Source organism: Brevibacillus schisleri (genome assembly GCF_055685845.1).
The window spans coordinates 3,840,975-3,859,801 of the sequence record NZ_JBVNDM010000001.1; the positions used below are offsets into that span (position 1 = coordinate 3,840,975).

At 45.4% G+C, this 18,827-nt stretch carries 24 protein-coding genes; 3 read left to right on the top strand and 21 right to left on the bottom strand.

What is annotated here, in order from left to right; all coding sequences use genetic code 11:
- Positions 1-218: 218 nt before the first annotated feature.
- Positions 219-1,586, bottom strand: coding sequence for a DJ-1/PfpI family protein (locus ACUUHJ_RS17890; protein WP_289673386.1), 1,368 nt, complete (start codon positions 1,584-1,586; stop codon positions 219-221).
- A gap of 226 nt (positions 1,587-1,812) precedes the next feature.
- Between ACUUHJ_RS17890 and ACUUHJ_RS17895 the strand changes: the two genes are divergently transcribed.
- Positions 1,813-2,220: a transposase gene (locus tag ACUUHJ_RS17895; protein ID WP_289673387.1), complete on the top strand. Its 408-nt coding sequence runs from the start codon at positions 1,813-1,815 to the stop codon at positions 2,218-2,220.
- Between the two features lie 689 nt (positions 2,221-2,909).
- On the top strand, positions 2,910-3,464 hold the full coding sequence (locus ACUUHJ_RS17900) for a site-specific integrase (protein ID WP_289673388.1): 555 nt from the start codon (positions 2,910-2,912) through the stop codon (positions 3,462-3,464).
- A 371-nt stretch (positions 3,465-3,835) separates the two neighbouring features.
- On the opposite strand, the gene ACUUHJ_RS17905 is transcribed toward ACUUHJ_RS17900, so the two are convergent.
- On the bottom strand, positions 3,836-4,165 hold the full coding sequence (locus ACUUHJ_RS17905) for a helix-turn-helix domain-containing protein (protein WP_173606711.1): 330 nt from the start codon (positions 4,163-4,165) through the stop codon (positions 3,836-3,838).
- A 308-nt stretch (positions 4,166-4,473) separates the two neighbouring features.
- A complete protein-coding gene (locus ACUUHJ_RS17910; protein WP_472299531.1) occupies positions 4,474-4,812 on the bottom strand; it encodes a YolD-like family protein in 339 nt (112 codons plus the stop codon).
- A gap of 192 nt (positions 4,813-5,004) precedes the next feature.
- Here ACUUHJ_RS17910 and ACUUHJ_RS17915 point away from each other — a divergent pair, with 192 nt between their 5' ends.
- Positions 5,005-5,460, top strand: a complete 456-nt coding sequence (locus ACUUHJ_RS17915) for a hypothetical protein (RefSeq protein ID WP_472299532.1) — start codon at positions 5,005-5,007, stop codon at positions 5,458-5,460.
- 488 nt (positions 5,461-5,948) lie between these two features.
- Here the strand turns inward: ACUUHJ_RS17915 and ACUUHJ_RS17920 are convergent, their stop codons facing one another.
- From ACUUHJ_RS17920 to ACUUHJ_RS18005, 18 genes are all read right to left on the bottom strand, one after another.
- Positions 5,949-6,086: a hypothetical protein gene (locus tag ACUUHJ_RS17920; RefSeq protein ID WP_472299533.1), complete on the bottom strand. Its 138-nt coding sequence runs from the start codon at positions 6,084-6,086 to the stop codon at positions 5,949-5,951.
- Positions 6,083-6,829: a peptidoglycan DD-metalloendopeptidase family protein gene (locus ACUUHJ_RS17925; RefSeq protein WP_472299534.1), complete on the bottom strand. Its 747-nt coding sequence runs from the start codon at positions 6,827-6,829 to the stop codon at positions 6,083-6,085. Before ACUUHJ_RS17925 ends, ACUUHJ_RS17920 begins: the two co-directional genes overlap by 4 nt.
- A gap of 2 nt (positions 6,830-6,831) precedes the next feature.
- Complete coding sequence (locus tag ACUUHJ_RS17930) at positions 6,832-7,290, bottom strand: phage holin family protein (protein WP_472299535.1); 459 nt, start codon at positions 7,288-7,290, stop codon at positions 6,832-6,834.
- 83 nt (positions 7,291-7,373) lie between these two features.
- The gene (locus ACUUHJ_RS17935; RefSeq protein ID WP_472299536.1) at positions 7,374-8,546 is read right to left on the bottom strand and encodes a polysaccharide deacetylase family protein; all 1,173 of its coding nucleotides are present in this window, start codon (positions 8,544-8,546) and stop codon (positions 7,374-7,376) included.
- Entirely contained in the window at positions 8,533-8,709 is a 177-nt protein-coding gene (locus tag ACUUHJ_RS17940; protein ID WP_472299537.1) for a hypothetical protein, read from the bottom strand. Before ACUUHJ_RS17940 ends, ACUUHJ_RS17935 begins: the two co-directional genes overlap by 14 nt.
- Positions 8,706-10,379 (bottom strand): hypothetical protein, encoded by a 1,674-nt coding sequence (locus tag ACUUHJ_RS17945; protein ID WP_472299538.1) that lies wholly within the window; start codon positions 10,377-10,379, stop codon positions 8,706-8,708. The genes ACUUHJ_RS17940 and ACUUHJ_RS17945 overlap by 4 nt, the downstream gene beginning before the upstream one ends.
- Positions 10,380-10,395: 16 nt before the next feature.
- Positions 10,396-10,950: a hypothetical protein gene (locus tag ACUUHJ_RS17950; protein WP_472299539.1), complete on the bottom strand. Its 555-nt coding sequence runs from the start codon at positions 10,948-10,950 to the stop codon at positions 10,396-10,398.
- A 1-nt stretch (position 10,951) separates the two neighbouring features.
- Positions 10,952-11,272 (bottom strand): hypothetical protein, encoded by a 321-nt coding sequence (locus ACUUHJ_RS17955; RefSeq protein WP_472299540.1) that lies wholly within the window; start codon positions 11,270-11,272, stop codon positions 10,952-10,954.
- Between the two features lie 5 nt (positions 11,273-11,277).
- The gene (locus ACUUHJ_RS17960) at positions 11,278-11,637 is read right to left on the bottom strand and encodes a hypothetical protein (protein ID WP_472299541.1); all 360 of its coding nucleotides are present in this window, start codon (positions 11,635-11,637) and stop codon (positions 11,278-11,280) included.
- A gap of 18 nt (positions 11,638-11,655) precedes the next feature.
- Positions 11,656-12,300, bottom strand: coding sequence for a phage tail protein I (locus ACUUHJ_RS17965; protein ID WP_472299542.1), 645 nt, complete (start codon positions 12,298-12,300; stop codon positions 11,656-11,658).
- Positions 12,293-13,405 (bottom strand): baseplate assembly protein, encoded by a 1,113-nt coding sequence (locus ACUUHJ_RS17970; RefSeq protein ID WP_472299543.1) that lies wholly within the window; start codon positions 13,403-13,405, stop codon positions 12,293-12,295. The genes ACUUHJ_RS17965 and ACUUHJ_RS17970 overlap by 8 nt, the downstream gene beginning before the upstream one ends.
- Positions 13,392-13,709, bottom strand: a complete 318-nt coding sequence (locus tag ACUUHJ_RS17975) for a hypothetical protein (RefSeq protein ID WP_472299544.1) — start codon at positions 13,707-13,709, stop codon at positions 13,392-13,394. The genes ACUUHJ_RS17970 and ACUUHJ_RS17975 overlap by 14 nt, the downstream gene beginning before the upstream one ends.
- A 5-nt stretch (positions 13,710-13,714) precedes the next feature.
- A complete protein-coding gene (locus ACUUHJ_RS17980; protein ID WP_472299545.1) occupies positions 13,715-14,116 on the bottom strand; it encodes a phage tail protein in 402 nt (133 codons plus the stop codon).
- A complete protein-coding gene (locus ACUUHJ_RS17985; protein WP_472299546.1) occupies positions 14,086-14,559 on the bottom strand; it encodes a phage baseplate assembly protein V in 474 nt (157 codons plus the stop codon). Before ACUUHJ_RS17985 ends, ACUUHJ_RS17980 begins: the two co-directional genes overlap by 31 nt.
- Complete coding sequence (locus ACUUHJ_RS17990; RefSeq protein ID WP_472299547.1) at positions 14,559-15,575, bottom strand: phage late control D family protein; 1,017 nt, start codon at positions 15,573-15,575, stop codon at positions 14,559-14,561. The genes ACUUHJ_RS17985 and ACUUHJ_RS17990 overlap by 1 nt, the downstream gene beginning before the upstream one ends.
- Positions 15,575-15,784 (bottom strand): tail protein X, encoded by a 210-nt coding sequence (locus ACUUHJ_RS17995; protein WP_472301216.1) that lies wholly within the window; start codon positions 15,782-15,784, stop codon positions 15,575-15,577. Before ACUUHJ_RS17995 ends, ACUUHJ_RS17990 begins: the two co-directional genes overlap by 1 nt.
- Positions 15,784-18,297, bottom strand: a complete 2,514-nt coding sequence (locus ACUUHJ_RS18000; RefSeq protein ID WP_472299548.1) for a phage tail tape measure protein — start codon at positions 18,295-18,297, stop codon at positions 15,784-15,786. The genes ACUUHJ_RS17995 and ACUUHJ_RS18000 overlap by 1 nt, the downstream gene beginning before the upstream one ends.
- A gap of 164 nt (positions 18,298-18,461) precedes the next feature.
- The gene (locus tag ACUUHJ_RS18005; protein WP_472299549.1) at positions 18,462-18,815 is read right to left on the bottom strand and encodes a phage tail assembly protein; all 354 of its coding nucleotides are present in this window, start codon (positions 18,813-18,815) and stop codon (positions 18,462-18,464) included.
- Positions 18,816-18,827: the final 12 nt, after the last annotated feature.

Consider the following 18,827-nt stretch of genomic DNA (forward strand, 5'->3'; position numbering starts at 1 on the left):
CAAGGGAGGGCTTCCGCATTAGTTGAAATGGTTGTTGCTCCATGCAAAAATCTGACGGCAAGTTATCCAACTAACGAGCAGTTATGGTTAAGAAATCACTAGATCAACAACACCAGTATAAATCATTTTTTCATCGGAAAGATGGAGAGGCGTAGAAAACAGTCTATTCTTTCAGCCAGCACCCCTGATCGGCCACCTTCAAGTCGGATAGAATGTCACTACCTTGATGCGCTTATATCTTTTTTCCTGCGGAAGAAGCGCTGATCGATGAAAAAAGCAACGATCAAGGATAGGATGCCGAGCAAAATTGGTACGCCAAACGCTTCAAAAGAGAAGGTTCTACCTTCTAGCTTCAGATGATCGGTGGCGCGATATTCGAGCCGCTTTGCAGCAAATTTCGCCGTCCCAATATCCTCCTGCTTGGCCAAATCCTCGAATGCAGGATCCATTGCAAACCGATCCATTGCTTCGCGATGTAAGTACAGTAGTTCCGCGCTGTTGCCGCTTTCGTTCCATTGGTTGATGTCTTTGGCGGCGGCTGATTCGGCATCGGCACCGACGACAATCATTTTCGCTAGTTTCGGCACGTTTTTTATCTGATAGCGCGCGACTAAGTTCAGGCCATGCTTCGTTACGATCGGTTCATTTGCACCGGAAACAGTCAACGTCGAAGTCGTGCCAGAAGCAGCGTACGTATCGAATGCGGCGGACAAATCTAGTTCATCAACGCCGTTATACAGCAGAACACCCGCTTTTACTTTGTTCCATTGATAAGCGTTGTTAAGTATGAACGTTATATCGCTGAGCCCGGCAGTGAACGGTTCCATTTGCGGTTTTTTCACGTAATCGTAAGATGGATAGTTCATCTCTACCGCTACTTTCTCCGCCGCCTCCTCACCCAACTGCTGTGAGATGACATATAGTGTAGCGTCAATTCCCGATGTCAGACCCGCAGAAGATATGATATTGCCTTGTGGGACGTAGCGCAGATCTTTCACCCACTGGACTTTCGGATATTGTTTAATGAGTCGGTCGATGTCTCCCCAGTGCGTCGCGGCAGATTTACCGTTAAGTAAGCCAGTATCAGCCAGGTTTTCTGCCCCATTGCAAATGGAAAGCAATAAAGTCTTGTCGCTTGCGTGCTTCTGAATCCATTCGCGGACAGGCGTATATTTTTTCTCATCTAGAATCGGCATAAACGGTATGACGATAATGTCCGGGCTTTTGCCGAGCATCGCATCCATTTCGTCAAACGAATAATGCGGAACGACATCGAGTCCGCCGGTTAGTGATTTTATTTCACGATCGGGTGCAACTCCGTATACATTGTAAGCTTCCGTCATCGCAAACATCTCGTATGGGACGAGAAAATCGAACACTTCTGTTGATTCATTCGCCAGTAACACTGCCACTGTCGGTTTGTTTGCGTCATATTTCGGTACCTGCACATTCGTCAATGCAGGTGCGGCTTTATCGTAAACCGACATTACCTCATTCATTGTATTGACGAACCCGAGTGTGCCTGCACCTCCTACTACGACAACAAAAACGATGAGATAAATACTGATTCGCCATACATTTTTCACATGTTTACTCTCCCTCAGGCTAAATTTCTTACCCATAAAATGTAACAAACCAATATATACTTATCATCAGTCTGTAGACCGATTACGGGGCTGGCCTAATGTAGGAACCACCTATGGACCCAGGTCTCTTTCCTTTTCTAAACGTGACTCGAAAGGGCTATATGCAAAAAATGTTTTTAAATGATATACGGTAACCAAAATGGAGCTACCTCGTTCAAGCTGGTTTATGAAGAGGTTTGTTGATGAAAATGAAATTTTGAATTGTGTGAAAGGAAAAGTCAAAAGCAAAGTTAAAGACATTTCGGACTCGTTATTTGGTACGATAACTCATCACCAAATCTTCTTGATCCGTCAATCGTGGAACCACATCGTGTTTTTGGAGAAAACGATTCGGTCTCTTGACCAAGAAATCGACAAATATTTGGAGCCTTACAAGGCAGAAGTACAGCTTCTTCAATCCGTACCTGGAGTTGATAAGCTAACGGCAGCGACTCTACTTGCTGAAATGGGGCCTGATATGAGTCAATTCCCAACTGCTGTCCATTTAGCTTCATGGGCTGGTGTTTGTCCAGGCAATCATGAAAGTGCGGGTAAAAAAAAGCCGTTCGCACCCCGAAGGGGAATCCACACATAAAATCTGCCCTTTGTGAAACTGCATGGGCAGCATCTCGAACGCGCAACACGTATATGTCTGCAAGGTATTGGAAATTGGCATCTAGTCGAGGCAAGAAAAAGGCACTTGTTGTCTAACAAGGAATCGTACATAGATTGAACAACTACCTCTTGAACTTATTTATTATGTCCATTTTTATAGGTGACTATACAGGCATCTAAAAATTCGATGTCTCGGGCATTCTATTGCCATTTTTGGTTACTTCGTGATTTAGCTAAAAACTCCGTTCCTTACTTGGCAATTATTCAACGAATGGATTTTCACAGAAAAAAGGAAGCACAACTTGCAGCAGCTGAAGATGAACAAAAATTGCTAGAGTTTCATGAACGGAGTGACATAACACTAAAGAGCTTTCTTCAGATTTGGCTGGATGAGGCTTCAAGACGCAAAGCCAATCATGTATCAAAAATTTTCAAATCAACTTACTGATAAAAACTATAGTAAACGATCCATCAAGATCGTCCATACCACAATGTTTAATGCTATGGAGAAAGCAGTCACATTAGCTAAAATTGAGAAAAATCCATGCTTAGGAGTTACAATCAAAGGTCAGTCAAAAAATGATGGAATTAAGTTCATGGAATTAAGTGACATACCTCGTTTTTTACAGGCAACCCTTCAATATGATTACATCTACTGGATATTCTTAAGTGTTAATTGAAACTGGTATGCGAAAAGGTGAAGCAGCTGCTTTACAGTGGCCAGACATAGACTTTAAAAAATATACGATTAGCATTAATAAGACTCTCGATTTCGGAGCAAAAAACAAAACCGAGCTTTTTGGTGATACTAAGACGTTTAACTCCAATAGGACGATCAAAATTAGCCAATCACTAATCAATGATCTCAAACATCACTTATCCTACCAAAACAAAAATAAATTAGGCTTCGACGAACTCTACCATCATGATCTAAATCTCGTTTTGTGTAGAAAAGATGGTAATTTCATACCGAAGTCTACATTGTTTAACGCCTTTTCACGAATACTAAAGAAAGTAAACATGCCCTCAATGCCTATCCACTCACTACGTCATACTCACGCAGTCTTGCTCATGGAAACTGGAGCGGATATGAAATACATCCAGGAGCGTCTAGGTCATGGCAGCATGCAAATCACCGCAGATGTGTATGCCCACATTTCTAAAAAAATCGAAAGCGACAACATCAGAAAATTTGAAGACCATATGGAGAAGATTTATGAGTAATTTGTGGGTGATTTGTGGGTGAAACAATTTTTACAGCCGCACCCACCAAATAGAAAAACCCCTCGCACCTACAGGCACAAGGGGTTTCGCTTATTAGTAAGCAGTCATGTATTGCTCGCGCTCCCAATCGTGAACGCGTGTACGGAACATGTTTTTACGTTAAATTCCTGTAAATGCTCATTAAAAAACCTTGATAAATCAGGCTTTTCTCTTCCAAAGTATCAATTGCCGTTAATATCTTGTAGTAAGAAAGTGGGCAAAAAGTGGGCAACTAAGTGGGCAAAATTCGAAAGGACTATTCTTTAAAAAAGTGCACCCGTGAGGCATCAAACTCCTGGGTGCACTTTACTATATGGAATAATTTCTTTCCTTCATGTTTGTTTGTTAACAGGATCGCGGACCCCTCCAGCTTCCATCCAATCATTTAATTTACTGAGTTGAAAGCGAAGTGCTGGTTTTCGTGAACTTAATGATCCGAGTCGAGATGCTGGTAATGTACCTTCACGTACCATAATGTAGATCGTGTAAGAAGAAATATTCAGGTATTTGGCTGCTTCATTAACAGTTAACCACTTTTCAATCGTAGGCTCGCCTCTCGTCTCCATCCTTTCTAGTAATCTCGGTATCAACATCTTTACCAGCCTATCATCCTCTAATAGTTGCTGAACGATTACTTCGAGAATATCTACGGATTTGTTCAATTATATTCACCTTTTAAAATTATTTAACTGACCTTATCCGCAGTTTAGACAAGGGATCTAAAGATTATTCAAGCCCTCATTCGCGAAAAAATGGACAATCCGATATTTTATGGAAAGGCGAAACCAAATCGGTCATTAAGGAGTGCCCAGGCATTTGTTGTTGAGCTGGCTCTCGCTGACCAGGTGTTTCGGGAGAAACTGAAACGGTACATGATTGGTGGAGGAAAGCATTTAGTATATTTGGCTGATTACATGGACAGGTACTAAAAAAATGCCCGATAGGGATTACGTCCCTGCGGGCATTCCTGCTATCCGATGACGGCTGTAATATCGCTCAAATTGATCCACATGATATCGGCGGTGTTTACGACTTTTGCTTGTTTCCGCACTGGATCAATCCTCTGTACCACGCCCCACATCTGATGGATTTCACCAAGACCAGGACGCATTTCCACCCAGTAGCGAACGGTCACAGCAAAATCTTCCGTCATCGATGCACGCATGAGTCGGTCAATGTCCACCATCTCGTCATCCTCCAGCTCTGGCTTCGGAACCAGCGTAGTCTCGTATGCATGGTTGATCAGTGCCGCGACATGCTCCGGCAGCTTGAAGCCCATTCCAATCGGGTCGTTAATTTTTATGGACAATTCGTATCTCTCCAAAATAGAACGTTTGTTCCTATTTTATGAGAACACGATACTAACGTGCAACCACAATTTTTTCCAAACAGAAAGATGAAATATGAGTATATGAATTAACTTCCAATAATTGACATTCATAGAAATAACCATTATACTCTAATTGTTTACAAATAATCCAAATAATGGGAGTGGATTCAAATGAAAAAAGTATTATTATCTGGAGCAATGGCTATTGTAATGGCTGTATCTGCCATTACACCTGCGTTCGCTGCTCCTCAAGACCGAGCAATTCAGGAAGCACAAGCTAAAGCAACATGGGATGGGTCTTTTAGCAACAGCTATACAATTCCTAAAAGTGCCATTATTGCTGCTATAGCTGGCGGAACTGCCGCTATCGCTAAATTATTGGAAAAGCGTGGAGTGCCGGTTCAATGGTCAGCTCCTATTGCGGCTGCCATTTCAGCTGGGGCAAGTTCCTCTGTTACTGGCGATATCAAAGTTTCCGGAACGACATACTACAGATGGATTAAATTCCCGACAAAAGCTTTCTATCGAGTTGAAACAACAATAAAGATGGGCAACACGGTTATTGATGAAGATGTGATCGAGTATGAAGCTGATGCAGATCACGGCGGCGACATCGCACCGAAATAATGAAAAAGACCCAACTCCTCTTATTCGGTAGGAGTTGGGTCTTTTCGGTTGCAAGTTACCCCCAATCAATCACCAGAGGTATTCTTGCCTGTTTTATTTCTTAATTCGAATAAAACTAATACGCTTAGATATGCGAGTGATGAGATTAACCACACATAGAAACTATCATTGTAGTCTACGTATCCAACTCGGAAATACGAAATAAAGCCCAACATAACAACTAGTACAACAGTAAAAATAGAGAAGTTTTTAAGCATTTTTTTAATAGCCATTCCAGTCACAACAATCACCCTTTTTTCAGAATGATACTACAAGAAACCCTTTTTTATTCATTATGATACCACACCGCCAAGTTATTTGGAAATAAATTCCATGGGTCTTAATGCGCATATTTGTAATAAACTGTAATATAATTCATGTGATAAAAGACGTCCATTTTCAAATAAAAAACGCCCTCCCCCGTTTTACCGGAAGGAGGGCTTCGCTCGTTAAAATAAGCTTCCTATGGCTTTCAGTATCTGCTGCTGTGCTTCTTCACCGATCCCTGCATATGTTCCCGCAATAGCCAACGTCCCGGTCAAAATAAGCAACACAGATTTCTTATGCTCTTTCAGAAAGTCTTTCAAGAATTAACACTCCCTTTCAGCTTTACAATTTTATTTGATCCATCCCACTCCACTTGCAAGCCGAGTACCGCAGCCAACTCCCGAGCAGGAGCATAGGACGTTCCTGCATCAATTGTGACTGTCAGCTGCTTGCCGTTTACTCGGACATCTTGTGTAGCTCCGATCCACTCCACCTTTCCACCTGCAGCCTCTGCAACCGCACGCACTGGCAATGTTGAGACACCACTGTTGAGGTAGCCATGAACCGGAAGCATCTCCCCATTGATCTCGATAGACACTTTATCCACAGGTTTATTCTCTAGTTGTGGACATTCCCTCGCATAAAAATCGTCGACATACTTCACCGGATGAACATGGTTTCCAAAGCCAAAGCTCGGACCATTTTTCCGAACCTCAAAATGCAAGTGTTGGCCCGTTGATTTTCCAGTGTTCCCTTGCCGACCGATCACCCGACCTTGAGCAACGAACTGACCAACTGAAACACAGTAATCCGTGAGATGTGCGTACATGTGTAAGTGATTATCTTTGTCTTTGATGATTACTGTGTTTCCAAAACCGCCGACTCCAGTACCCGCTTTCCCCATGTTTGCATAAACAACTGTCCCCGCAACGAAAGCTTGGATGTTTGCATATGCAGGCTTTACAAGGTCAATCCCAGTGTGGAATTCTTGCTTTCCATTTAAAGGGCTCATTCGTGGACCGTAAGGACTGGTTACTCGATACTCTTTCATCATTGGAATCATAATTACTCGTGCCCCTTCCGTGCGGATCTCTCTGCTTTCGCTTTAATCTCTGATCCAACCAGATTCTCGATAGATTTTGGCATAGGCCAGCCTGCGCGGTGAGCATTGGCGGTGAGGCTTGTCCAAGTGTGGTAGATTAGACCGAAGGTAACGCCGTAGAACAGGAATCCTGGTGTGCCCATGACCCGATCCAACATATTACCAACAGCTGGTAATGCAAATAGAAACAAAGTCCGTGGAATTCTGGATATGCCATAATCGGACGAATACGACTGGTTCTTTTTCGCTGCGGAAATGCCTGTGATCCAATCAAGAGCAATCATAAAAAAGAGCACGATCAGGATATCCTGGCGGTTCGTGCCGTACAGATAGAGAAAGGCGGGCGATACGATTGCACCGGCTGTGGTCGCCCAACCGTTCGCTGGGGTTGCTACATTCTCTAAACTCTGTAGAAATTTCATGTGTTACGGTCCTCCTCACCCTCCTTGGGGCAAAAGTAAGAGGAGCCACGTTAGCAGCTCCTCATGAAAAACAATATTCTTTACTACAACCCGCAACTGTCCAGCCATTCGCTCATTGTCACGATATCGATGTCAGCTCGCTTGGAATAGGCGTAATCAACAACCTCTTGGAAGTTGCTTACGTTGTACTCGATACTGGACGAGGCTTCACCACTAACGATCTTATGGAACATGAACAAACACACGCCCCCTACCTTCGCCGCATCATCTATGTGCCCTTTTAGTGTGGCAGGTGTAATTGTATGATCCACATTTCGAATCTTGATTGTCCGTTTATCCGGCGGCGGTGTGGTCGCCGTATCTTCTTGGACGGTTCGGCCCGCTCTGCGAGATTGCATAACTTGCAGTACCCTGGCATCATACGCCCCGTATGGATATGCCAAGATATTTGACGCTCGAGGAAATCCGTTTGCGTTCAGCCATTTTTCAGCGTCCGCTACCTCTTTCTCGATTGCCGCTGTATCTTTCAGGTCTTTGAGCGTCGCGTGGGACATCGTATGGTTGGCCATGTCCCAGCCATAAGCATACATTTCCTTTAGCTGTTGTAGCGTGCAATAGCCAGACCACCCTACGTGCGACGGAATGACGGCAATGACACCTGGTAGATTATATTTTCCCATGTACTTGAACGCTTCGGTGTACTGTGAAGACCAACCATCGTCAAACATGAAAATTACCTTACCGCGCTGCGATTCATCTCGAATGATCGAGTCAAAAACGATCGACGCCGTAGTATTATCGTTGGACTTTGCTCTTATTTGCATCGAGACGATATCCCGGGTCAGACTTGCAGACCCCACGGGCTCCAGCTTGCTGACATCGATGATATGCTCGTTCCACCCCAGCGCCATCCGCCATCCTCGCACGGTGTAGCCTAAAAATTCTGCATAGCCGGTATCATGTGCCAGATAAATTTGAAACTCATAGAGGTCTATCAAATTGTCCACATAGAATTTCACTTTCAATGTTTTTGCACCCGTAAGGTTGAGAAAAACATTTCTTCTAGCAGCAATCGATGTACCCGTAGAGGTGACTTGCAGCTTGCCATTGTTAAATGACACTGATCCGCCGCCATATGCTTTTAACCAGACGTTTGTATCACTAAATGGCTCCACAAGACGGCCTTTCTTGTAATCCCTGACCTGGGCGAGAATCAAGTCTTTGCTTTTCTTGTCTGTCGGCTTAGCCCACGCCATTCGCTCCACCCTCTTTTTGAGCATTTTTCAGCTTCTCATTTTCTTTCCGCAATTCTTCCAGCTCTTTTTGTAGTGCCTCTTCCTGCTGTCGCTCTTCCTCGCCTGCCGGCGTGTAAACCCAATCTCCTAACGACCCGTCTTGATTTCTTTGTCGGTATTTCATGCTTTGATCGCCCCCGATAAATTCGTAGCTGCAGCTGTTGAGTTGGCGTCATTACTAGTCAGTGTAAATTTCAAATGGAGCTGAGCGTCTGGTGTCGCATACGTTCCGATAAATTCCTTCTCTACGATTCCAGTAATAACAGGAGCAGACGTTTTGGTCATGGCCTTGTAAGATTCGGCAGCGCCAGCAGCCACGATGGAAAGAGCTCCATCTACCATCAAATCTCCTGTTTCATGCTGGAGCCAAGCAAGCACTTCTTTAGCTGTCGTTGATTGAGGAGATAGCTTGTAGCGAGCATGGGCAGTTTTGAGGCGTGATTTCGTTACCGAACGGGTCAGGGAAAACGTGAGGACTGTCGTTGCTCCCAATGAGTCGGCTGCTGTTATGACGAGACTGTTCGGTCCATTAACCATCTGCTTTGGTGTGACGGTTATCGTCCATGCGCCACTGCTGATCGATATGGGGACATCTGCTCCACCGTTCAGACGATACTTCATGGATACCGCTTGTCCGTCTGGATCGGACACCGTCCCATTGATCGTAATGGGCGAATCATCCGACAAATTATCATTGTTCGCCACGAATGTGTGTGTAAGAGTTGGCGGACGATTCAACATCACGGTAAACGTACGTTCAGCAATGATGGAAGTACCACCTTTGGTATCCTCCGACCATACTTCTAACAGGTGCGTAGTTCCCTCATCTAGTAGCCCAGAAACGGCTGTCGTACCGTCCTTAATGGCCCCGCCCGCAAAGGTAAAAATTTTACTAAAAGCGAGTGGATTTACGCCGTCCGCTGATGCTTGCAGGATACGATAGGGAGTGCCTTTGTTGACACGTACATAGACGGATACGATATCACCAGGGTCAGTGTCCAATGTTGTGCCAGTGACTGCATAAGTATTACCCACAGACAACTTGACCCCGCTTGCTGGAGCAGTAAGCGTGAGCGTCTGACCAAAGTTGTCCTCATACGTAACGGTTACGGTATAAGCGTAGTAGTAGGTATAAGATACCGATGATGGTCCGTATACTGTACCGGAATAGCTTTGGGAGTAGTTGTACTTACGCGTATCAGGCTTAGATACCGTACCGGAATAGGTGCCTGTCGCGGAAGCACCGTACCAGCGTTCACCGCCTCCCTCGTCGCTTAATTTTTGACAAGATCCCGCAGAAGACCCGGTACGTTGTAAAGTGCCAGTGTATCCTTCACCATCAGAGTAAGGAATCGATGACGGTAACGCGGACAATGCTCCGCTTTGCGCTCCACTACAAGACGTTCCGAGGTCATACCAAGAATTGCGAGTACCAGTTGCTGTTTTTTGATCGGGACCACTCCCGCTAACTAGATAGGGAGTTGATCCGCCTGACTTGGACAGGGTTCCACTATAAGTACCATCGTTGTAGCTGATGGTCGATTGAAAAGTATCCGTACTGCTGGTACGAGTATCCGATACGGTTTTTGTATTTGGGGTGCTTGATGTTGTATATCGGGTATAAGAGCCATCGCTGACATTGACCGTCACTTCGCTGCCATTGACAGAGTGGGTCACTTTGCCCGTGTTGACTGCAATAGAAACAACACGCTTTAGGTTCAGAATGGTTATCTTTTGTGACCGGCTTTGTGATGTGGATTCGGGGATACTAACAACGGTTGTTTTGCTTGCCATCCAAACGCCTCCTTTCTTACGTTACGGCTATTTGCACACTATAAGTATCAATTGACCCTCGTCGCATGCGTTTCGCCACTGTATCAATTTCCACGGTTGACCTTGCTAGGACGGCATTTGCTGAATAGGTTGCTGTTGGAGCTGCGCTTAGTGTGATAATTTTTGTCGATGCATTAATTGCCGTGATGATACGCTCCTCCTGATTGTTGACCGAGGCTAACGTCACCTCTTGCCCCACTGCAAAGCCTGTCACCGATGCAACGGTAACATTCGTACCGGAAATCGACTGAATGGTTGTTCTCGTTTTGTCCAAAGAAATGACCGCATCCTGGATGCCGTCAAACAGATCAACAAAGATCCCACTATTCCCAGCAGTCCTATCTCCTGTCGTGATTTTGGCGTGAAGATAAAGAATGCGATTTTCTAATCTGATTACAATGCCATCGAGGTCCTTTATACCTTCTTCTATGTGATTCATACGGCGTGCTGTAAAACGCGTTCCTTCTTGGATCGTTTCACCTGTTTCCGGATTTACAAGCCGGTCAGCCCAATATTGCCGGTCATAAGGCATTTCACACACTCCTCACTTCGAAAGGGATTTCGAACAGCAACAATGCCCCTGTTTCGTGCGAGGTAATATGTGCATCAGAGGTAATCATTGTCGCTCCGCTTGCGTCAACAAGCTTTGCTTCGGTAATGGTGCCTGCCGCGTCCACAGCGTCCAAGTAGACGTACAACTGCACAACCGTTTTCTGGGCACTGGTAAGATGCTTCGTCTGTGTAATTGGATGAATGACAGGTTTCCCGTCCACGGTGATTGTGGCGTTACTTATTTTCGCGCTCACTGTATTCCGGATAAATTCCAGGAAAGCAGGTTCCACCTTAATAGCCATCTGGATTACCCCTTCCCATAAGCGCGAAATGGAGAAGTTGTTTTGATGATCACTTGGGTAAACGGCTCAAACGATTCGTCAAATACTTCGTCTTCTTTGACCGTAAAAGTGTAGTTGTTAATCGTAAATGTCAGATCATTCGTTCCGTCGTTCTTAATAACAAAGCCGTACATGGTCTCTTTGAAAATTTGCGTAGTATCTGCGGCACCACTAAAAGGCTCTTTCGCAGATAACCCACGAAGTTGCACGAACATAGCGCCTTTATGGCCCTGAATTTCCTGGAATTCATCCTTCGTCTCATTAAAGTATTGCGGGACCGGAAGTAGACCCCCGTCACGTAATATATGTTTTGTGCCAATTGGCATCTGAGATTCCCTCCTTCATCATTCGATTGCAGTAAACATAGGCATGCCTGGCGCAACAAAGACTGGCATGCTTGGAGCATTGACAACAATTTCGTCAGGGTAGAAGGTATTACACACAAAGTAATCAACGATAAAACTCTTGGAAGAAATATCTACCTTGATCGTGCTGGCTATGATTTTGAAAACAATGTCGTCAAGCCAGGAACTTTTGCGCTTCACACGTTCTACCAGACGGTGGAACTTTGCCAAATCACCCGGCTCAAATATCAACTGTTCCGTTTCAATCCGAAAATGATGGGGCTCTCCCCCATATTCAAACCATTCCCGGACCGATGAATTTTTAAATACGATGGATGCGACCTGTTCAATTGCCCAGGGCGTGCCCTTATATCGATGAGCTCCAATTGCCGTTTTGACGAGCTCACGTCGACTTTCAAGTGGTAACGTTTGATCATAAAAGTCAACGAGCATTTCCCACGCCAGATGGTCCACCAACTCGGAGGAAAGGTGATCGATCATCTTCAGCAGCATGCAAAGTTTCGTTTCTTTGGATAAAGATTGCAGCTCTGGCGTGAATGCTTTTGCCATCGCTACCATGTCTTTGTCGTTTTTGAGGCTGTCAGGCAGGATGTCGAGGAGCGAAATATTGTAGATATCACTCATCTTCCAGTCCTCCGTAAGAGATATTTACAGTCTTTTCGATAGCCACCTGATATTCTTCCAGTTTTGTAAAGGTGGGGAGTGTGACCGCAGCACGCTTCGCTCCAGCGTTTTTTATCCGGGCAATCAATTCAGAAGGGTTAATATCCCTGCCAAGTTTCGATTTCTGCCAAATCTTATATGCCTCAATCGCCTTTTCTACGTCTGCCTGAATGCTGGCAGCTATCGTACTTTTGTCTAGGCCGATCCAATACGTCACTGTCATGTCGTAGCTTACAACCTCTGGAGCAAGTACCCGAACAAGATCTGTTAATGGGCGCACTTTCCGGTCGCTGCATATCTCAGTTACTAAATCCAATATCTCTTGCCCCGGGATAGCACCATTTTTCAATAGGGTTCGGATCTCTACGACTCCAGGGGACGGGCTTCTCACAGATACGTCCACGATTAACGAACTTGCAGTTCGAGCCCAATAACGGTAAGCACCCTCCGGTCCAGCGACCGAAAATTTTTCAGGGGCCTGCCGGATACGATCTGCATATGGGTCGTCTTCCTCCCAACCTGCTCCTCCTTCACTTTTCGTGATGTTTTCCACCTTTGCTACCCAACGAAGTGGGTCCACTAATTGATTCAGCTCGCCTGGCACATATCCATTGCCGGCATCCCCAGCCGCTGTACACCAAACCTCTACATCCACAAACAACTGCCCCATCTGGACTGGCGTGTCTTGCTGAACTACAAAAAAGACGCCGTCACCTGCAGTAACTCGCGTCCCTTTCGGTATTGTTTGAGGTTGTGCAACGGATAGGTGGAACCGCTGAGTGGTCTTCGCAAAAGAAGGTTCCAGGCGTGGTGTATCCCTGGAAACTCCAAGGTGGTCGAGATTGTCATCGATAGCATAGGTCAACAAAGTCTGCTTGGTTGAAAAATCAATATTGCTTCTTTGCTGGGCCAAAAGAGCGATGATCACCTGCATGAATTTCCGCCTTGGATCAGCAGGTACAAGCTTGATTTTGGTTTCGGATTCATAAATAGCTACCGCTTCATTCTCAATTTTCTCTGGATCTTTCTCTGTAATGGTGATGTTCTTCATATTAAATCGTGCCATCGCGAATCCTCACTTTCACTCGCGGTTTCAACAGTCCTTCGAGACCATCTCCCTCGAACTTAACACTGACCACTTCCACTCGCGGCTCGTTGGTATGGATAGCCTCTGTAATCCTAGCTGCCGTTCGAGCTTGCGCAATTGGTAATGGAGAATCGACATCGGGACTCCAAGCAAAACCGCGATCCATTGGGCAGGAGTATACAGGTGAGGCCATAATCATACGGATATTCTGTAAAATAGCCTTTGACCCGTCTGCTCCAAAATCAATCGGCTGTTGATTTATCGTCACTTCGTATTCCGCCACCCCGATCACCTCCTCATGTACTCTTCCATGGTCACGTCAACCTCACCAATAAGGACTCGACCTGCTCCATCAAAATGCTTCCATCCCTGCTTAACGGAAGTAATGACCCATTTGTAAATACCAATGGCTGTTCCGCCAATGATGAGCGTTTCTGCCCGCCCCTCACGGCAAAGCGCAAGCAGCCTATCCATCTCTGACTTTGGATTCAGACCGAAACGAACATCAAACCGCATTTTAAAACTGATTGTATCCAAAGCAGGCCCCGCAAACTCAGAGATCGGCTTACGACCAATAATTTCGTGGGCTGTCCAGCGCCCTGAAGCAGAACGAGAGAATTCGTCAAAGGTTCGAATCTTGTCGGCAGAAACCTCAAAAATCAAGTCTCCAAAACTTCCGATGACCGCCATTCTGGTTCACCTCGCTGCGTCGTTTCGTTATAGGTCACCTTTGCATTGTTTATGACAATATGACCGCCTTCGGGGTGCAAGAAATCGATTGTGAGGGTATGTGTCTCACGGTCATAATCGATGAATGTCCCGTCTCCAAACCGGACGTGCCGCTTGTTCTTATTTTTAATAGGCAGTTTGTCGTCAATCGAATACAAAGACCCTAAAATAAAGCCCTGTCCGTTTCCGATTGGCAGAAACAAACAAAGGACCTGCTCTTCAGGATCAGGGAGCCAATAATCTTTGTTACGAAATGAGTTTTTCCCCAAAACGTCCATGTCATGGGACACTACCTGATCACGGTCTTCAAAAGCGACTTTCGCGGTACCCTTGCGATAGTCTACAGAGGAGACAATGCCGACACGAATCAGGTTTTTTACAATCGATTGGATCAGCTTCAGCATTAGTACCCCTCCAGACATTTGCGCAACTCAAGTGAAGTATCATAACCGCTCTGCTGGCTGTGCGTGGCTTGCGTAATGATGTACTTTCCATCAAAGAAACCAAATTCAGCAAGATTCAAAGTGACACCCGCGACGTACACTGGATCGCCAACCATCGCCAGGGAGACTTTTACGGCATTTTTATTTGCTTCTCGCAGTTTCTTTTTTGCTAATCGCTGCGCTTCGGCAACGGAAGCAACTTTCTGGTTGATGAATAGTTCTCTGCCTGTCTTCGGCGCTTTAGGCGGCGTAAAGACTGCCTTGATGGTCTTCTTTGACTTAGTGTCGTGATACTCTACACGGCAAGAGCTATATAGCCCGGTTGTTGTGATGCTCGCCCGAAAACTCTTGATGTTTGAGTCTTTTCGGATGGTTAGAATAGCTTCCTGCTGTTCATATTTGACTTCATCCAGAACGCACAGGTGTGTCCCTGTGACCTTCAGACACAATCCCGCGTCATTGCATAGCCGCATGAGAAAGGCAAGATCCGTCTCTTCTGTTTGCTCGATCCGGTCATATTCCGGGTTCTCGTTGACATCAAAGAGTAGTTTTAAGCCTGCTTTTTTTGCTTTATCTCCTGTGATAACAGAGAGCTTGGTTTTCTCCCATGCTTTGCTTTTTGCTTGCCCGCGCAAAGAAGAGGATTCCGGTACGGAAATCCCCTTTATCGTGACCTCGCTCGGTGGGAAGTTAAAATCGATCGTATCAATTTCAAATTGCCCCAAAGGGAGTTTGTCAGACTTCCCTTCCGATTCAAAATTCTCGCGAATAATCGCACCTTTCAGGACTGCACCAGTATTTGGCATCCAAGAGCCGATCCATTTATGTGCCGTATCCTCCAGCGTGATTTGAATGTCATCTGCTTGCCCGCTGAGATTATCCGTATAAGTCCAACTCTTCAAATGCGGCTGCAGGTCTGCGGAGATATCAACGTTTTCATATTTGAGTTCCAGGTGTGTTCGGCGCGTGTTGCTCATCAGTCTCCTCCTCTCTTCCACGGTGGTAGCGTCTCCGGTTGAGGTTCAGCTATTTCTGGGATAGTTAAGGTTATGCCACCGGAAAAAATGACCGTCTCGCGATGCTTGGGGTTAGCATCGATCAAGGCGGTCATGTGGTACTCACTTCCAAGCGTTTTGTAGGCGATTGTGTCCCACATATCGCCTTGAATGGTGTTGTAAGTTTTCATCACGTAAATGCAACCCTCCCCATCTGGCGCTTGTATTCGTTGAACTCCCGTTCAAAGTCGCTCCGCGTTGCGTTTTCCATCTGCTTAACTGCCGATTGGTCAGCGTTCCCATAAAAGTTATAGGACGGAGAGAAAATAAAGTCGCCAACCGACGTCGATCCACCAGTAGGCGCTCCGCCAACGCCTAGCATCCGACCTGCAGCAGTCCACAAGTCAAGCGATCTCTGCGAGTTATTAATCGGGACAACGACCTCTGTATCTCCGCCTTCGCCGATCCAAGCGAGTTCTGGTCTATTGACAATGCCACCATTCGCGTATCCATTAATTTTAGGTACTTCGGCGATGCTGAAGCTAAAAGTTTGTCCGCCCATACCAGGAACCCACTCAGGAACATCGATCTTGATCGAATTGATTCCTTTGAGCGCTGCGTTGATCATATCGATTCCTGCGTTAATTGGTGCTGCGAGCGCAGCTCCTAACGTCTCAAAAATGCCAGTAAATACGGTTTTTACACCCTGCCAGGCGACACCCCAGTTGCCTGTAAAAACACCTGTAACAAAGTCGATAACTCCACTTAGCGTGGTAAGAAGCCCGCCAATTACACCAGATATAACGTTTATTGATTTCACGACCGTTTGTTTTATGGTAGGGAAAACAAACTGGAATGTGGCAAACAATTTGTCTAAAACGGGCTTGATGACTCCCCAAACGGCTGTAAAGCCGCGTCCCAGGCTGTTAATGACGGTCTGAATTTGTGGCGAAAATCGTTGGATGGCAGATGATATTGCCGGAAATACTTCGCTTGCTAGGAACTGAAAGCCGTCTTGCAGAATCGGATAAAGCTGATTTCCGAAATAGGTAACTACTGGAGCCGCATACTTGATGACTGACTTCAGCGTATTCCCGATTATGCCCGCCAGTCCCTCGAAAACGGGAAACGTGGATTTTGTCGCGCTCCATATACTCTTCATAAACCCTAGATATTTCGGGCCGACCTCATTTGCAAGCTGTTTGATTGGCTCAAAGGTATCTCCAAATTTAATTTTTTGAAAGAATCCCATCATTTCGCCGCCCATTGATTTGAACGTTTCTTTTACAACGGGTAGCATGTAAGAAATGGATTCAGATAGTTCCCCTAAAAGTGGTAAGACAGCGTTTCCTAATGGAATAAGGAAGCCTGTTTCAAGTTGTCTCCCGATTCTTTGGAATGCTTGTCCTACTGAATTAAATTTGACTTTGGACATTCCATCCATTGTGTTCTTCGTCATGTCGAAAGTCTTTTTGATATTTCCATAAGCTTTGATGACCCGTTCTTCTAAGTCTTCCGCTTGCGTACCAAACAAAGCAACGGAGGCAGCATTACGTTTGACAGGGTCTTTCACCTCATTGATAGCTTTTACCGTCTTTAAAAACGCTTCTTGAGCTGTTTTTCCGCCAGTGGCGAACTGCTTGGTCATTTCCTCGCCGTTCAGACCGATTGATTTATAGGCCTCCAAGGAGGATTTGGCCCCATCTTTTGTGCGAATACCGAATTCTTTGATCCCGTCCCCAACTTTGTCCAGGTTGAAAGCCCCTGCTTCTAATCCAGAACTAAAGATGTTAAACATGTCATTTGCGGAGAATCCCAGTTTGCTAAAATAAGCACTGTATTCATTGGCTGTGTCCAGCAATTCACCAGACTTGTCTAATCCATTTTGCGCACCTTGTGCCAGAAGATTATACGCTTCTTCTGATGTAATACCGAAGTTCTTTACCATGGTATCTGCTGATTTCACAGATTCTTTGATGTCAAACTCAAATGTATCTCTCATCAACAACGCGTTTCTGGTGGTGTTTTCGAGTTCAGCACCTTCGAGTTTGGTTACCGATTTCGCAGCTGATATGCTTTTCGCCAAATCGTCCCAATTCTCACCAAGATTCATGTTGTAAAGGTTGGTTGCTGTCTCTTTTATCTCTGCCATGTTTTCAACAGATGTACCTGTTGCTGCTTCAATTTTATTCATGGCTTGTTGGTATTCATCACTTACGGATACAGCTTTGAATGCGCCCATGATCGCCCCACCAACCGCTGCCATCGATGCTGTTACCGCCACAGCCATCTTGGAAAATTTCCCACCAAGAATGTCCACCTGGCCGCTGGAATCATCCAAGTCATCAGGCAACGGATCAAGCCGTGGGCCTCTGGTTCTCTCCAACTCGCGTAGTTGCCTTTGTAATTCCTCAGCTGCTTGGGTCGAACGTCGAAGATCATCGCGTAAAGGGCCCATTTGGTCGGTGAGGCGTATCCCTCGTATGGCCTGTAGCGCCCTTTCTACATCCCGCAGTTCGTTAGCTGCCTCACGTGCAGAGTCCCGAATTTGCTCGAATGTACTCCCAGAAATACGAATATTACCGATTTCTCTCGCTCGTTGTTCAAGACGGTTCATATCACCTAGAGCCTGTGTAAACGAGCTAGAAAAGCTTGATTCTAATTTCCCCGCGAGCTCGAACGCAATTTTGTATACCTTTGACACAGCTAACACCTACCTTTTTTGCTGTATCTCATTAATGGTTTTGGCCCACCCTTTCAACTCAACTAGTGGTTTGTTTAGCCAGTAGCTAGTAGAATCCCGGGTTGCAATAGAAAAAGAGACAGCTACTTCTTTCAGTAGCTGCCCCCTGTATTCCACTGCAAGCCCTAGCCTAGCAAAAAATTTTGAGCCTGCACGGTTAATTTGCTAAAGTCCTTACCAGATAATTTATTGACAACATGCACAGGCACTTTTGCCGCTTTTGCAATGACTAGGGCCAAATAAGGCTTGGACATCTCTTTTACGTAAATGAACTCTTTGGTTTTGTTCAGTTGTCGTTCACACGCCATCATATCTTCTGCTGTCAAACTGTCTAAATCAACGATCAGTTCTGAATAAGTTTGACCGTCAACCACAATTGGACGACGGAGTTTATAGTGAATCAGGCCATCAACATCCTCATTTTCCTCGTTAACATCGTTAACATCGTTGTGATCTTTCCGCTCTTCTTTTTCCAACATTCTTTTTTCCTC

Coding starts and splice junctions, on each gene's coding strand:
- ACUUHJ_RS17930 (WP_472299535.1), bottom strand. CDS start 7,290: ATGAAATTTCTACAGAGTTTAGAGAATGTAGCAACCCCAGCGAACGGT.
- ACUUHJ_RS17935 (WP_472299536.1), bottom strand. CDS start 8,546: ATGGCGTGGGCTAAGCCGACAGACAAGAAAAGCAAAGACTTGATTCTC.
- ACUUHJ_RS17990 (WP_472299547.1), bottom strand. CDS start 15,575: ATGAGCAACACGCGCCGAACACACCTGGAACTCAAATATGAAAACGTT.
- ACUUHJ_RS17965 (WP_472299542.1), bottom strand. CDS start 12,300: ATGAGTGATATCTACAATATTTCGCTCCTCGACATCCTGCCTGACAGC.
- ACUUHJ_RS17995 (WP_472301216.1), bottom strand. CDS start 15,784: ATGAAAACTTACAACACCATTCAAGGCGATATGTGGGACACAATCGCC.
- ACUUHJ_RS18005 (WP_472299549.1), bottom strand. CDS start 18,815: ATGTTGGAAAAAGAAGAGCGGAAAGATCACAACGATGTTAACGATGTT.
- ACUUHJ_RS17960 (WP_472299541.1), bottom strand. CDS start 11,637: ATGCCAATTGGCACAAAACATATATTACGTGACGGGGGTCTACTTCCG.
- ACUUHJ_RS17895 (WP_289673387.1), top strand. CDS start 1,813: ATGAAGAGGTTTGTTGATGAAAATGAAATTTTGAATTGTGTGAAAGGA.
- ACUUHJ_RS17985 (WP_472299546.1), bottom strand. CDS start 14,559: ATGCTGAAGCTGATCCAATCGATTGTAAAAAACCTGATTCGTGTCGGC.
- ACUUHJ_RS17980 (WP_472299545.1), bottom strand. CDS start 14,116: ATGGCGGTCATCGGAAGTTTTGGAGACTTGATTTTTGAGGTTTCTGCC.
- ACUUHJ_RS17940 (WP_472299537.1), bottom strand. CDS start 8,709: ATGAAATACCGACAAAGAAATCAAGACGGGTCGTTAGGAGATTGGGTT.
- ACUUHJ_RS17970 (WP_472299543.1), bottom strand. CDS start 13,405: ATGGCACGATTTAATATGAAGAACATCACCATTACAGAGAAAGATCCA.
- ACUUHJ_RS17955 (WP_472299540.1), bottom strand. CDS start 11,272: ATGGCTATTAAGGTGGAACCTGCTTTCCTGGAATTTATCCGGAATACA.
- ACUUHJ_RS17915 (WP_472299532.1), top strand. CDS start 5,005: ATGAAAAAAGTATTATTATCTGGAGCAATGGCTATTGTAATGGCTGTA.
- ACUUHJ_RS17925 (WP_472299534.1), bottom strand. CDS start 6,829: ATGATTCCAATGATGAAAGAGTATCGAGTAACCAGTCCTTACGGTCCA.
- ACUUHJ_RS17950 (WP_472299539.1), bottom strand. CDS start 10,950: ATGCCTTATGACCGGCAATATTGGGCTGACCGGCTTGTAAATCCGGAA.
- ACUUHJ_RS17945 (WP_472299538.1), bottom strand. CDS start 10,379: ATGGCAAGCAAAACAACCGTTGTTAGTATCCCCGAATCCACATCACAA.